At 69.3% G+C, this 13,781-nt stretch carries 11 protein-coding genes and 1 pseudogene; 6 read left to right on the top strand and 6 right to left on the bottom strand.

The features are described from left to right. Positions 1-3 precede the first annotated feature (3 nt). Entirely contained in the window at positions 4-2,094 is a 2,091-nt protein-coding gene (tkt, locus tag ACIUM1_RS04035; protein WP_406815989.1) for a transketolase, read from the bottom strand. Between the two features lie 253 nt (positions 2,095-2,347). Here tkt and ACIUM1_RS04030 point away from each other — a divergent pair, with 253 nt between their 5' ends. Next, entirely contained in the window at positions 2,348-3,274 is a 927-nt protein-coding gene (locus ACIUM1_RS04030; protein ID WP_406815988.1) for a heme o synthase, read from the top strand. Between the two features lie 48 nt (positions 3,275-3,322). On the opposite strand, the gene ACIUM1_RS04025 is transcribed toward ACIUM1_RS04030, so the two are convergent. Beyond that, positions 3,323-4,306 (bottom strand): quinone oxidoreductase family protein, encoded by a 984-nt coding sequence (locus ACIUM1_RS04025; RefSeq protein WP_406815987.1) that lies wholly within the window; start codon positions 4,304-4,306, stop codon positions 3,323-3,325. Positions 4,307-4,325: 19 nt separating this feature from the next. Between ACIUM1_RS04025 and ACIUM1_RS04020 the strand changes: the two genes are divergently transcribed. Next, positions 4,326-4,991 carry a hypothetical protein gene (locus ACIUM1_RS04020; protein WP_406815986.1) on the top strand — a complete coding sequence of 222 codons (666 nt, stop codon included), beginning with the start codon at positions 4,326-4,328 and terminating at the stop codon, positions 4,989-4,991. On the opposite strand, the gene ACIUM1_RS04015 is transcribed toward ACIUM1_RS04020, so the two are convergent. From ACIUM1_RS04015 to mptB, 4 genes and pseudogenes are all read right to left on the bottom strand, one after another. Then, a complete protein-coding gene (locus ACIUM1_RS04015; RefSeq protein ID WP_406817522.1) occupies positions 4,941-5,870 on the bottom strand; it encodes a COX15/CtaA family protein in 930 nt (309 codons plus the stop codon). The genes ACIUM1_RS04020 and ACIUM1_RS04015 overlap by 51 nt on opposite strands. Positions 5,871-6,038: 168 nt before the next feature. Beyond that, positions 6,039-6,823, bottom strand: a pseudogene (locus tag ACIUM1_RS04010) (ABC transporter permease); the annotation flags it as partial. 3 nt (positions 6,824-6,826) lie between these two features. Then, complete coding sequence (locus ACIUM1_RS04005; protein WP_406815985.1) at positions 6,827-7,762, bottom strand: ABC transporter ATP-binding protein; 936 nt, start codon at positions 7,760-7,762, stop codon at positions 6,827-6,829. Beyond that, positions 7,759-9,465, bottom strand: coding sequence for a polyprenol phosphomannose-dependent alpha 1,6 mannosyltransferase MptB (gene mptB, locus ACIUM1_RS04000; RefSeq protein ID WP_406815984.1), 1,707 nt, complete (start codon positions 9,463-9,465; stop codon positions 7,759-7,761). The genes ACIUM1_RS04005 and mptB overlap by 4 nt, the downstream gene beginning before the upstream one ends. Before the next feature lie 80 nt (positions 9,466-9,545). Between mptB and ACIUM1_RS03995 the strand changes: the two genes are divergently transcribed. The 4 genes from ACIUM1_RS03995 to sufC are packed head-to-tail and all read left to right on the top strand — an operon-like array spanning position 9,546 to position 13,781. Further along, positions 9,546-10,364, top strand: coding sequence for a helix-turn-helix transcriptional regulator (locus tag ACIUM1_RS03995; protein ID WP_406815983.1), 819 nt, complete (start codon positions 9,546-9,548; stop codon positions 10,362-10,364). Next, complete coding sequence (gene sufB / locus ACIUM1_RS03990) at positions 10,361-11,809, top strand: Fe-S cluster assembly protein SufB (RefSeq protein WP_406815982.1); 1,449 nt, start codon at positions 10,361-10,363, stop codon at positions 11,807-11,809. Before ACIUM1_RS03995 ends, sufB begins: the two co-directional genes overlap by 4 nt. Next, positions 11,809-13,002, top strand: a complete 1,194-nt coding sequence (gene sufD / locus ACIUM1_RS03985) for a Fe-S cluster assembly protein SufD (RefSeq protein ID WP_406815981.1) — start codon at positions 11,809-11,811, stop codon at positions 13,000-13,002. The genes sufB and sufD overlap by 1 nt, the downstream gene beginning before the upstream one ends. Then, the gene (gene sufC / locus ACIUM1_RS03980; RefSeq protein WP_406815980.1) at positions 12,999-13,781 is read left to right on the top strand and encodes a Fe-S cluster assembly ATPase SufC; all 783 of its coding nucleotides are present in this window, start codon (positions 12,999-13,001) and stop codon (positions 13,779-13,781) included. The genes sufD and sufC overlap by 4 nt, the downstream gene beginning before the upstream one ends.

The following is a 13,781-nucleotide window of genomic DNA, read 5'->3' as shown; positions in this document are numbered from 1 at the left end:
TTCTCAGTTGTCCACTACCTGCTCCGCGGCGGCCGCGACAGCTTCTGCGGTGAAGCCGAATTCACGGAACAATGTCTTGTAATCGGCGGATTCGCCGTAGTGCTCGATCGAGACGATCCTGCCGGTGTCTCCGACGAGCTTGTGCCAGGGCTGCGCGACGCCCGCCTCGACGGCCACCCGGGCCGACACCGACGGCGGCAACACGCTGTCGCGGTAGTCCTCGGGTTGCGACTCGAACCATTCCACGCACGGCATCGACACCACACGCGCGTCAATATCCTTGTCCGCCAACAGCTTTTGTGCCTCGACCGCGAGCTGAACCTCCGAACCGGTGGCGATCAACACCACGTCGGGGTCCTCGGCGCCCGTATCTCCCAGGATATAGCCGCCCCGGGCGACACCCTCGGCGCTGGTGCCCTCGAGCACCGGCACATTCTGCCGCGTCAGGATCAGGCCGACGGGGCCGCTGCCATTGCCGCGGGCCAGCACCGTGTGCCAGGCGTAGGCGGTCTCGTTGGCGTCGGCCGGGCGCACCACCGACAGGTTGGGAATCGCCCGCAGCGCCGCGAGGTGCTCGATCGGCTGGTGCGTGGGGCCGTCCTCGCCGAGCCCGATGGAGTCATGCGTCCACACGTAAATGGTGTCGATGTCCATCAGGGACGCCAACCGGACCGCGGGGCGCATGTAGTCGGAGAACTGCAGGAACGTGCCGCCATAGGCCCGGGTCGGGCCGTGCAGCACGATGCCGGACAGGATGGCGCCCATCGCGTGCTCGCGCACGCCGAAGTGCAGCGTGCGGCCGTACCAGTGCGCCGTGTAGTCCTTGGTCGAAATGGATGGCGGCCCAAAAGAATCGGCGCCCTTGATGGTGGTGTTGTTGCTGCCCGCCAGGTCGGCCGAGCCGCCCCACAGCTCTGGCAGTTTGGGCCCCACCGCGTTGAGCACTTCGTTGGAGGCCTTGCGGGTGGCGATCGGGTCGGAGCCGGGTTCCCAGCGCGGCAGGTCGGCGTCCCAGCCATCGGGCAGCTTCTCGGCCGTCAACCGGTCCAGCAGCGCCTTGCGCTCCGGCTCGCGCTCGACCCACGCGTCGAAATCCTGCTGCCACTTCTTGTGGGCTTCCTTGCCCCGGTCCACCAGCTTGCGGGTGTGGGCAAGGACCTCGTCGCGCACCTCGAACGTCTTGTTGGGATCGAAGCCCAGGATTTCCTTGACCGCGGCGACTTCCTCGTCACCCAGCGCCGCGCCGTGCGCCTTGCCGGTGTTCATCAGCTTGGGCGCGGGGTAGCCGATGATGGTGCGCAGCGAGATGAACGACGGCCGGTCGGTGACCGCCTTCGCGTTGGCGATGGCTTCCTCGATGGCGACGACGTTCTCGCCGCCCTCCACCTCCTGCACGTGCCAGCCGTAGGCGCGGTAGCGGGCGGCGGTGTCCTCGCACAGCGCGATGTTGGTGTCGTCCTCGATGGAAATCTGGTTGTGGTCGTAGAAGACGATCAGGTTGCCCAGTTGCTGCACCCCCGCCAGCGACGACGCCTCGGAGGTCACGCCCTCCTCGATGTCGCCGTCGGAGGCGATCACGTAGATGTGGTGGTCGAACGGGCTGGTGCCCGGTTCGGCGTCCGGATCGAACAGGCCACGCTCGTAGCGCGATGCCATGGCCATGCCGACCGCGGACGCGAGGCCCTGGCCGAGCGGGCCGGTGGTGATCTCAACGCCCTTGGTGTGCCGGAACTCCGGGTGCCCGGGGGTCTTGGATCCCCACGTGCGCAGCGACTCCAGGTCGGAGAGCTCGAGCCCGAACCCGCCCAGGTACAGCTGGATGTACAGCGTCAGGCTGCTGTGCCCGGCGGACAACACGAACCGGTCGCGGCCCAGCCAGGTGGTGTCGGTGGGATCGTGGCGCATCGTTCGCTGGAACAAGGTGTAGGCCAGTGGAGCCAGGCTCATCGCCGTTCCGGGATGTCCGTTGCCGACCTTTTGCACCGCGTCGGCGGCCAGCACCCGAACGGTGTCGACGGCGGCCGAGTCGAGCTCGGTCCAGTCGTCGGGAAGGTGCGGTTGGGTCAGCGTAGAGATCTCTTCGAGTGTGGTCACAGACTCAGTCCTTGGGTCATCGGCTGATCAATCCCACCCTAGTGCGGGTGGGCCGGCTCTTGCAGTGCAGGATTTCGGGTACCCACGGCCGGCAGGTGTGAAAATTACGCGCCCGTTTAAACCGATTAACATTCAGTTCGGAAATCTGCGAAAGTCGGCCGTGTTGGACCCGCGAGCGATCCGTCGCGATAACGCGGTCTACCATCGTGTGTAGTAGATGCTGCGCGCCGCTGCGACCCCGAGGAGTTATTGCGTGAGCGTTCGCGGGCGCGCCGCGCCGAGCCGATTGCCAAGCCGGATACAAGCCACCGTGCTGGCGTATCTGGCGCTGACCAAGCCGCGGGTCATCGAACTGCTGCTCGTCACGGCCATCCCGGCGATGCTGCTGGCCCAGCGCGGCACCGTGAACCCGCTGCTGATCGTCAACACGCTGATCGGCGGAATGCTGGCCGCCGGTGGCGCCAACACGCTCAACTGTGTGGCCGACGCGGACATCGACAAGGTGATGAAGCGCACGGCCCGGCGGCCGCTGGCCCGCGCCGCGGTGCCCACGCGCAACGCCCTGGTGCTCGGCCTGGTGCTGACCGTGGCCTCGTTCTGCTGGCTGTGGTGGACGACGAACCTGCTGTCCGGGCTGCTGGCCCTGGCGACGATCGCGTTCTACGTGTTCATCTACACGCTGCTGCTCAAGCGCCGCACCTCGCAGAACGTGGTGTGGGGCGGCGCGGCCGGCTGCATGCCGGTGATGATCGGCTGGTCGGCCGTCACCGGCACCATCCAGTGGCCCGCGCTGGTCATGTTCGCCATCATTTTCTTCTGGACGCCGCCGCACACCTGGGCGCTGGCGATGCGCTACAAGGACGACTACAAAGCGGCCGGCGTGCCGATGCTGCCTGCAGTCGCGACCGAGCGTCAGGTGACCAAGCAAATCCTGATCTACACGTGGCTGACGGTGCTCGCCACGCTGGCGCTGGCGCTGGCGACGGGCTGGCTGTACGCGGCCGTCGCCGTGGTGGCCGGGGTGTGGTTTTTGGCGATGGCTCACCAGCTGTACGCCGGAGTCCGCGCCGGTGAACCCGTCAAGCCGCTGCGGTTGTTCTTGCAGTCCAACAACTATCTGGCCGTGGTGTTCTGCGCGCTGGCCATCGACTCGGCCATCGGGCTGCCGCACCTGTTCTGACCTTCGAGCACTCCCACCCCAGCCGCGCTTGACAGGGGCCTCCTGGGGCTAGGCCGAGTCAGGCAGCAGCACGATCGAGCCGGTGGTCTTGCGGCCCTGCAGATCCTGGTGGGCGCGGGCCGCCTCGGCCAGCGGGTAGCGTCCGCCCACCTCGACGCTGATGTCGCCGCCGGCGATCGCGGCGAACAATTCCTCTGCCCGCCAGCTGAACTCCTGGCCGGTGCGGACGAAATGCGCCAGCGAGGGCCGCGTCAAGAACACCGAGCCGGCGGCGTTGAGGCGCTGCGGGTCGAACGGCGGAACGGGTCCGCTGGCCGCGCCGAACAGCGCCAGCGTGCCCCGGATCGCCAGACTGGCCAGGCTGGCGTCAAACGTGGTCGCGCCCACGCCGTCATACACCGCGGCCACGCCGGCGCCGTCGGTCAGCGAACGAATCCGGTCGCCGAAGGCGGCGGGGTCGTCGGGGTAGGGGAGCACCTCGTCGGCGCCGGCCTGCCGGGACAGCCGCTCCTTCTCCGGGGTCGAGACCGTGGTGATCACCCGCGCACCGAGCAGGTGGGCCCACTGCGTCAGGATCAGGCCGACGCCGCCGGCGCCGGCGTGCACCAGCACCGTGTCGCCCGCCTGCACCGGATACACCGACTTGAGCAGGTAGTGGGCGGTCAGGCCCTTCAGCAGGGCCGAGGCCGCCACCTCGGCGGTCACGCCGTCGGGCACCTTGGCGGTCAGATGCGCTGGGGCGGTGGCGAATTCGGCGTAACCGCCGGACGCCGCGGCGCTGACCACACGCTCGCCGACGCTGAACCCGTCGACGCCGTCGCCCAGGGCTTCGACGGTGCCGGCCAGCTCCGAGCCCAGGATGAACGGCAGCTCGCGCGCGTAGTGCCCGGAGCGGAAATAGGTGTCGATGTAGTTGACGCCGATGGCCTCGGCCTTGATCAGCAGCTCGCCCGGCCCGGGCGTCGGCGCCGCCGTATCGACGTAGCGCAGCACCTCGGGGCCGCCGGTCTCGCTGATTTCGATTGCGTGCATCTGCTTATCATGCCCGGGCATGAAACTCGCACGCCCGGACGTCTTCCATCCACGCATCGTGCTGGCGGGGCCGGGCAACGGTGCGGAACCCGCGGTGGACGACGCGGGGTTGGTGGGCGCGCTGCGGCGGCGCGGTCTGCATGCGCGCCGGCTGCCCTGGGACGATCCGGAAGCCGCCAGCGCAGATTTGGTGATCCTGCGCACCACGGTGGACGACCGCGGCCGCCGCGACGAATTCCTGTCCTGGACCCGGCGGGTCCGCCACCTGCTCAACCCGCCCGGCGCGGTGGCTTGGAACCTCGATGAGCGGTTTTTGCGAGACCTCGAGGACGACGGGGTGCCGACGGCCGGGCCGGACGCAGCGCCCGAGGCGACGTTGATCTTGCTGGGCGGCGAGCGGTCGCACGCGTGGCCGGTGGAACCGGAGTTCGAGGCGTGGGACCTCGGCCACGCCGCGCTCGCCGCGGCCGCCGGGCGGTCCGGTATCGGCGCGCGGGACCTGCTCTACGCGCGGGTCGACGTGGCCGGGGATCGGCTGGTGAGCCTCGACTTGGTAGCGCCGGACCTGGGTTGGCACCGGCTGGACGCCGCGACCCGCGACCTCACGCAGCGCCGGTTCGCCGTGGCGGTGGAGTCAGCCTGCCAGCGGCTGGGGCTCGGCCCGCTCTCGCATCGACGCCCATAGCGCCGCGGTGGCCGCCGTGCATGCCGCGGCGCCGGCCACGTGCAGGGCGACCAGCACCGCGGGAACCCCGGCGTAGTACTGCGTGGTGCCGACGGCGGCCTGGGCGAGCACCAGCGCCAGCAGCACCGCCAGCCGCAGCAGCACCGGACGGGCGGCGCGCACCGCCAGCAGCCCGAAGCCCAGCCCGACCAGCAGCGCGAAGTAGGCGATCAGCAGCGACGAGTGCACATGCACCAGGGTGTCGACCTGCACCTTCAGCCGCGGCACTGTCCGGGTGGGACTGCGATCACCCGCGTGCGGGCCGGCGGCCGTCACCAGCGTGCCGGTGACCAGCACCGCGGCCAGGTCCAGGCCGGCCAGGGCGGTCAGCGCGCGCAGCGGCCTGACCACCCGCTCGCTCAGCACTCCGTCGTCGGGCTCGCCGACCTTCACGTAGAGCAGCACCGCCAGCCACACCATCGTCATCGACGTCAGCAGGTGGATCGCCACCGTCCACCAGAGCAGCCCGGTGCGCACGGTGATGCCGCCGATCACCGCCTGCACGACGGTGGACACCGGCATCAGCCAGGCATACACCAGCACCTCGCGGCGCCGCCGGGCCCGGGTCACGGCCAGCACGGCCAGCGCTGCGGTGATCACCACGGCGAACGTGATCATCCGGTTGCCGAATTCGACGGCCTGGTGGATGCGCGGCACCTCGGCGTGGGCCACCGGAACGAAGCTGCCCGGAAAGCATTGCGGCCAGGTGGGGCAGCCCAGGCCCGACGCGGTGACGCGGACAATCGCGCCCGTGATGGCGATGCCGCCCTGGGTCAGGATGACGGCCGCGGCGATCAGGCGCTGCACACCCAGGCTGGGGTTGGGGAGCAGGTCCACCATTCGCCACAGCATCCGTCCAACCACGGCCCGATCCTAAGGCACCGAAAACTACGACCTGTAGTACGCCGGGCAGCGCCGAGATGTAAACCACGCACACCCGCATCGGCGTGTCGTGTGCGTGGTTTACGTGTCGACGGGCTGCACGCGAGGGGCCGCAAATCCCGCCGATCAGGTGAAGCGGAACCAGCGCAGCGCGCCCAGGGCGCCCAGCGCCCCCCAGACCACCAGCACGACGACCCCGAACCAGTCCACCGACATGGTCATCGCCTGCGAGAGCGCCTCGGTGAGCGCGCCCGACGGGGTCAGCCGGGCGGCCAGCCTGACCGCCGTCGGGGTGATCCCGGTTTCCAGGGTCAGCGCGCCCAGGCCCGCGAAGACGAACCACATCAGGTTGGCGACGGCGAGCACGATCTCGGCCCGCAGTGTCCCGCCGAGCAGCAGCCCCAGCGCCGCGAAGACCACGGTGCCCAGCGCGATGACCGCCGCGCCCAGAATCAGGGCCGCCGGCGTGGGCCGCCAGCCCAGCGCAAAACCGATGGCGCCCAACAGAATTGCCTGCAGGAACACCACGGTGACCACGGCCAGGGACTTGCCCGCGATAATGCCCCACACCGGAAGCGGGGTGGCTCCGAGCCGCTTCAGCGCGCCGTAGCGCCGATCGAAGGCGACCGCGATCGCCTGCCCGGTGAACGCCGTCGAGATCACCGCCAGCGCCATGATGACCGGGGTGAAGGTCGCCGCGCGGTGCTGGCCGAACGAGCCGAGCGGCAGCAGGGTGAGCCCGACCAGCAGCGTGATCGGGATGAACATGGTCAGCAGCAGTTGCTCGCCGTTGCGCAGCAGCAGCTTGAGCTCCAAACCGAACTGCGCGGCAAGCATTTTCGGCACCGCACTGGGCCGCGGATCGGGCGCGAAGGTACCCGCGGGGAAGACGGTCGATTGAGTTCCGTTGTCCGTCATGGCCGTAACTTCCTGCCGGTCAGGTCGAGGAACACGTCCTCGAGGCTGCGTTGCTCGACGCGCACGTCGGTGGCCAGCACGTCGATCCGGGCGCACCACGCGGTAACGGTGGCCAGCACCTGGGGATCGACGGGTCCCTCGACCAGGTACTCGCCCGGCGTCACCTCGGTCGCCTTGTAGTCCTCCGGCAGGGCGGAGGACAGCAGCGACAGATCGAGGCGCGGCGGCGCGCTGAACCGTAACTGGTCCTTGGCCCCGCTGCGCATCAGCTCTGTGGGCGTGCCCGAGGCCACCGTCGCCCCGTGGTCGATGATCACCAGCCGGTCGGCGAGTTCCTCGGCCTCCTTGAGCTGGTGGGTGGTCAGCACCACCGTCACGCCGTCGCGGCGCAGCGCGTCGATCAGTTCCCAGACCAGCAGGCGGGCGTGGGCGTCCATGCCCGCGGTGGGCTCGTCGAGGAACACCAGTTCGGGGCGGCCGACCAGGGCACAGGCCAGCGCCAGCCGCTGCTGCTGCCCGCCGGAGAGCCGCCGGTAGGTGGTGCGGGCGGCGTCTTTGAGGCCCAGCGTGTCCAGCAACCACGCCGGGTCCAGCGGGTCGGCGGCATAGGCGGCCACCAGGTTGAGCATTTCTCCCGCCCGGGCGGCGGGGTAGCCGCCGCCGCCCTGCAGCATCACCCCGATCCGCGGCCGCAGCCGCGTGTTGTCGGCAATCGGATCCAGGCCGAGCACCTCAATGGTGCCGGCGTCCGGGCGCGTGAATCCCTCGCACATTTCGACGGTGGTGGTCTTTCCGGCGCCGTTGGGGCCGAGCAAGGCCAGCACCTCGGCGGCGTGCACCTCGAGATCGAGGTCGGAGACGGCCGTGATGGGTCCGTAGTGCTTGCTCACGCCGCGCAACCGCACGACGGTGTCAGGAACGTCCGAGCTCACGTGGAATCAGCGTAGGCGTCACGCGCCGGCGCCGGCGGCGGGGTCGACCGAGGCTGCGGCGGCGCCAGCGGGTCGACCACCGGTTGGTCGTTGGTGTCGGTGCCCTGCGGCGGCGGGCGGCGCCACGGCAGCCGGGTGTAGGTCAGCGCGATGAGTGCGACGACGATGACGGTGCTGGCCAGCGTGGCGTCGATGATCTGAAACAGCGCGAACCGGTCGCCGTTGGCGGTCGGGCCGAAGATCCCGACGACCAGGCTGATGACGATGGCCGCCACCCGAAAGCCGGTGCGGGTCGCCCAGGCGGCCAGCGGGATGATCGCCCACAGCAGGTACCAGGGCTGCACGACGGGGAACAGCAGCACGGTGATGCCCAGCGCGACACCCAGCCCGCCGATCGGGTGTAGCCGGCCGCGGAAAACGGCCAGCAGCAACCAGGCCACCATGACCGTGATGATCAGCACGCCGATCGCGCGGGTCAGCCCCAGCACCGCGGTGGTGTGATCGCCCAGGCCCAGCAGGATCCCCACCTGTCCGGTGCCGAGCGCGAGCAGCGTCGGCGGCGACATCCAGCTGCGCACCACGTTGGCGGTGCCCAGCGTGTAGATCCAGCCGAACCCGAGGCCGCTGGCCCAGCCCACCAGCGCCATCACCGCCAGCGACAGCGCCGCCATGGCGCCACCCGTCAGCAGCAGTGCGCGCAGCGTGCCGCCGCAGCGGTAGGCCAGCGCCATGGTGACGAAGCCCAGCGCCAGCAGCGACGGCAGCTTCACCTGCGACGACAACACGATCAGCACGGAACCGGCAACCAGCATCCCCAGCGGCTCCCAGTCCGGGCCCGGTCGCCTCCACGACGCCGGCAGCAACCGGGGCGCATCGATGCCGCGCAAGGCGAATTCCGCCCCGGCCAGCATCAGGCCCAGCATCAGCGCCTCGTTGTGCACGCCGGCCACCAGATGCATGATCAGCAGCGGATTGGCCGCCCCCAGCCACAACGCGCTGACCTCCGCGACGCCGCAGCGCTGGGCCAGCCGCGGCGTCGCCCACACGATCAGCCCCACCCCCAGCAGCTCCACCAGCCGGTGACACAGCACGGCGGCGACGATGTTCTCTCCGGTGATCGCCGAGATGCCCCGCCCCATCCACAAGAACAGCGGCCCATAGGGCGCGGGCGTCTCGCGCCACAGCGTCGGCACCGACAGGGTGAAGATGTGGGACAGGCCGAGCCCCGAGGCCGGACCCACCCGGTACGGGTCGAGTCCCTCCAGGGAGATCTGACTCTGCGCAAGATAGGAGTAGACGTCCTTGCTGTACATCGGCGGGGCGATCAACAGCGGCAGGACCCACAGCAGCAGGGTGCGGTCCAGGTCGCCGCGTGACATCCGCCGGTTTCCCAAGGCGAATCGGCCCAGCATCAACCAGGCCAGCGCCATCATCACCGCGCCGGTGGTCGTCATGGTCAACGACACGGTCTGGATCCGCGACGGCAGGTTGAGCAGCCGCACCCCGAACGTGGGGTCCTGCACGACGGGCCGGGCGCCGGCCCCGAGCGCGCCGATCGCCATCACCACCGTGCCGGTCGCACCGAACAGGCGGGTGCGGCGCAACGCGGTGAGCTCGGTATCGTTCAGCGGCGAGCCCACTGCTTGCTCGTCGCCGTGCAGACTTGCGATCGATGAGCTCAGCGTGTGGTGGCGGGCTGCCATCACAGCAGCGTAACCGCCGGATGCACCGGCTCACCGCGCCGCCGCTGATGTGAGCAGCGCAACGCCAGGACAGGGGACCCTTGCTAGACCGATCCCCGGAATTGCGTCACACTGGTGTTGTGAAAATCCCAACCAGCCCCGATGGGGCCACTGCGGGCGGCGGCGTCGCTCCCGGCGTGGCGGACGTCGCCGGGTCGGTGCCGGATGGTCACACCCGCCGCGCGATCGTGCGCCTGCTGCTGGAGTCCGGATCGATCACCGCCGGCGAGATCGGTGACCGGCTGGGCCTGGCGGCCGCCGGTGTGCGCCGCCACCTCGACGCCCTGATCGAGGCCGGCGACGCCGAGGCCACGGCGCCCGCCGCGTGGCAGCAGGCGGGGCGCGGGCGTCCCGCCAAGCGCTATCGGCTGACCCCGGCCGGGCGGTCCAAGCTCGACCACGCCTACGACGACCTGGCGGCGGCGGCCATGCGGCAACTCCGCGAGATCGGCGGGGAAGAGGCGGTGCAGGCTTTCGCGCGACGGCGCATCGACGGCATCCTGGCCGATGTCCCCGCGGCCGACAGTGCGGCGGACACGGACGTCGAGGCGGCGGCCGACCGGATCGCCACCGCGCTGACCAAGGCCGGCTACGTCACCACCACCACCCAGGTCGGCGGGCCCATCCACGGCGTGCAGATCTGCCAGCACCACTGCCCGGTGTCGCACGTCGCCGAGGAATTCCCCGAGCTGTGCGACGCCGAACAGCAGGCCATGGCCGAGGTGCTGGGCACCCACGTTCAGCGGTTGGCGACCATCGTCAACGGCGACTGCGCCTGCACCACGCACGTACCCCTGACTCAGGCGCGCAGCCCGCGCCAGATGACCGACACCACGAGCATCAAAGGAGCGTCTCGATGACACTCACACCCGAGGCCAGCAAGACGGCGACCGCGCCGCTGACCCAGGAAGAGGCGATCGCCTCCCTGGGGCGGTACGGCTACGGCTGGTCGGACTCCGACATCGCCGGCGCCAGCGCCCAGCGCGGCCTGTCCGAGGCCGTCGTCCGCGACATCTCGGCGAAGAAGAACGAGCCCGAGTGGATGCTGCAGACCCGGCTGAAGGCGCTGCGCATCTTCGACCGCAAGCCGATGCCGAACTGGGGCTCGAACCTGGAGGGCATCGACTTCGACAACATCAAGTACTTCGTGCGCTCCACCGAGAAGCAGGCCGCCTCATGGGAGGACCTGCCCGAGGACATCCGCAACACCTATGACCGGCTGGGCATCCCGGAGGCCGAGAAGCAGCGGCTGGTCGCCGGGGTCGCGGCTCAGTACGAATCCGAGGTGGTCTACCACCAGATCCGCGAGGACCTGGAGGCCCAGGGCGTCATCTTCCTCGACACCGACACCGGCCTGCGCGAGCACCCGGAGATCTTCCAGCAGTACTTCGGCACCGTGATCCCGGCCGGGGACAACAAGTTCTCCGCGCTGAACACCGCGGTGTGGAGCGGCGGTTCGTTCATCTACGTCCCCAAGGGCGTGCACGTCGACATCCCGCTGCAGGCCTACTTCCGGATCAACACCGAGAACATGGGCCAGTTCGAGCGCACGCTGATCATCGCCGACGAGGGCTCCTACGTGCACTACGTCGAGGGCTGCACCGCGCCCATCTACAAGTCGGACTCGCTGCACTCGGCGGTGGTCGAGATCATCGTGAAACCCAATGCGCGCGTTCGCTACACGACGATCCAGAACTGGTCGAGCAACGTCTACAACCTGGTCACCAAGCGGGCCCGCGCCGAGGCCGGCGCCACCATGGAGTGGATCGACGGCAACATCGGGTCCAAGGTCACCATGAAGTACCCGGCCGTCTGGATGACCGGCGAGCACGCCAAGGGCGAGGTGCTCTCGGTGGCCTTCGCCGGCGAGGACCAGCACCAGGACACCGGCGCGAAGATGCTGCACCTGGCGCCGAACACGTCGAGCAACATCGTGTCCAAGTCGGTGGCCCGCGGCGGCGGCCGCACCTCCTACCGCGGCCTGGTGCAGGTGAACAAGGGCGCGCACGGATCGCGTTCCAGCGTGAAATGCGATGCGCTGCTGGTCGACACGATCAGCCGCAGCGACACCTACCCCTACGTCGACATCCGCGAGGACGACGTCACCATGGGCCACGAGGCCACCGTGTCCAAGGTCAGCGAGAACCAGTTGTTCTACCTGATGAGCCGCGGCCTGACCGAGGACGAGGCGATGGCCATGGTGGTACGCGGCTTCGTCGAGCCGATCGCCAAAGAGCTGCCGATGGAGTACGCGCTGGAGCTCAACCGGCTGATCGAGCTGCAGATGGAAGGTGCGGTCGGCTAGTGACGAATCTGACCGAAGCGGTTGAGGGTTCGGCCCTGGCCGCGGCCAACAAGGGCGAGGTCTTCTCCTCGTTCGATGTGGACGCGTTCGAGGTCCCGCACGGCCGCGACGAAATCTGGCGGTTCACCCCGTTGCGCCGGCTACGCGGCCTGCACGACGGTTCGGCGCGCGCCACCGGCAAGGCCGAGATCAGCGTCAGTGCGCAGCCCGGCCTGCAGGTCGAGACCGTCCGCCGCGGCGACGAGCGGCTCGGTCAGGCTGGAGTACCGACCGATCGGGTTGCCGCCCAAGCATTTTCGTCGTTCAACTCCGCGACCGTACTCACCGTCGAGCGTGACACCCGCATCGCCGAACCGATCGGTATCACCATCGGCGGCCCCGGTGACGGCGCGGTGGCCTACGGGCACCTGCAGATCCGGGTCTCCGAGCTCGCCGAAGCGGTCGTGGTGATCGACCACCGCGGCAGCGGAACCCTGGCCGACAACGTCGAATTCATCGTCGACGACGCCGCCCGGCTCACCGTGGTGTGGCTGGCCGACTGGGCCGACGACGCCGTGCACGTCAGCATGCAGCACGCCAAGCTCGGCAAGGACGCGGTGCTGCGCCACGTCGCCGTCACGCTCGGTGGCGAAGTGGTGCGGATGACCGCCAACGTGCGCTACCTGGGCCCCGGCGGCGACGCCGAGCTGCTCGGCCTGTACTTCGCCGACGACGGGCAGCACCTGGAGTCGCGGCTGCTGGTGGATCACGCCCAGCCCAACTGCAAGTCGAACGTGCTGTACAAGGGTGCGCTGCAAGGTAATCCGGACTCCGCGCTGCCCGACGCGCACACCGTGTGGATCGGTGACGTGCTGATCCGCGCCGACGCCACCGGCACCGACACCTTCGAGGTGAACCGCAACCTGGTGCTCACCGACGGGGCGCGCGCCGACTCGGTGCCCAACCTGGAGATCGAGACGGGCGAGATCGTCGGAGCCGGGCACGCCAGCGCCACCGGGCGCTTCGACGACGAGCAACTGTTCTACCTACGCTCCCGCGGCATCCCCGAGGAGCAGGCGCGCCGCCTGGTGATCCGCGGCTTCTTCGCCGAAATCATCTCCAAGATCGCGGTGCCCGAGATACGGGAACGCCTGACCGCAGCCATCGAACACGAACTGGCCTTCACGGAAAAGACGGAAACAACAGCCTCATGACCACTCTGGAAATCAAAGACCTCCACGTCAGCGTCGTCAACCCGAACGCCGCCGAGTCCGAGCGCGAGATCCCCATCCTCAACGGCGTCGACCTGACGGTGAAATCCGGTGAGACACATGCCCTGATGGGCCCCAACGGGTCGGGCAAGTCGACGCTGTCCTACGCCATCGCCGGTCACCCCAAGTACACGGTGACGTCGGGCTCCATCACGCTGGACGGCCAGGACGTGCTGGCGATGAGCATCGACGAGCGCGCCCGCGCCGGAATCTTCTTGGCCATGCAGTATCCCGTCGAGGTGCCCGGCGTCTCGGTGTCCAACTTCCTGCGCTCGGCGGCGACCTCCGTGCGCGGCGAGGCCCCGAAACTGCGGCACTGGGTCAAAGAGGTCAAGGCGGCCATGGGTTCGCTGGAAATCGACCCCGCGTTCGCCGAGCGCAGCGTCAACGAGGGTTTCTCCGGCGGTGAGAAGAAGCGCCACGAGATCCTGCAGCTGGAACTGCTCAAGCCCAAGATCGCCGTTCTCGACGAGACCGACTCCGGCCTCGACGTCGACGCGCTGCGGGTGGTCAGTGAGGGGGTGAACCGCTACGCCGAGTCCGAGCACGGCGGCATCCTGCTGATCACCCACTACACCCGGATTCTGCGCTACATCCACCCGCAATACGTGCACGTGTTCGTCGGCGGCCGGATCGCCGAGTCCGGCGGTCCGGAGCTGGCCGACGAGCTCGAGCAGAACGGCTACGTCCGCTTCTCTCAAGCGGCGGCAACCGGGGCCTGA

This window comes from Mycobacterium sp. M23085 (assembly GCF_045343915.1).
Lineage (GTDB): Bacteria > Actinomycetota > Actinomycetes > Mycobacteriales > Mycobacteriaceae > Mycobacterium.
Note: the sequence above shows the minus strand (reverse complement) of the source record. Positions and strands in the feature narration are given on the sequence as shown.

What these genes read in the sequence shown, in the direction of transcription:
- ACIUM1_RS04025 (WP_406815987.1), bottom strand. Translation starts at nt 4,306, where the DNA reads ATGCACGCAATCGAAATCAGCGAGACCGGCGGCCCCGAGGTGCTGCGC.
- ACIUM1_RS04020 (WP_406815986.1), top strand. Translation starts at nt 4,326, where the DNA reads ATGAAACTCGCACGCCCGGACGTCTTCCATCCACGCATCGTGCTGGCG.
- ACIUM1_RS04015 (WP_406817522.1), bottom strand. Translation starts at nt 5,870, where the DNA reads ATGGTGGACCTGCTCCCCAACCCCAGCCTGGGTGTGCAGCGCCTGATC.
- mptB (WP_406815984.1), bottom strand. Translation starts at nt 9,465, where the DNA reads ATGGCAGCCCGCCACCACACGCTGAGCTCATCGATCGCAAGTCTGCAC.
- sufB (WP_406815982.1), top strand. Translation starts at nt 10,361, where the DNA reads ATGACACTCACACCCGAGGCCAGCAAGACGGCGACCGCGCCGCTGACC.
- sufC (WP_406815980.1), top strand. Translation starts at nt 12,999, where the DNA reads ATGACCACTCTGGAAATCAAAGACCTCCACGTCAGCGTCGTCAACCCG.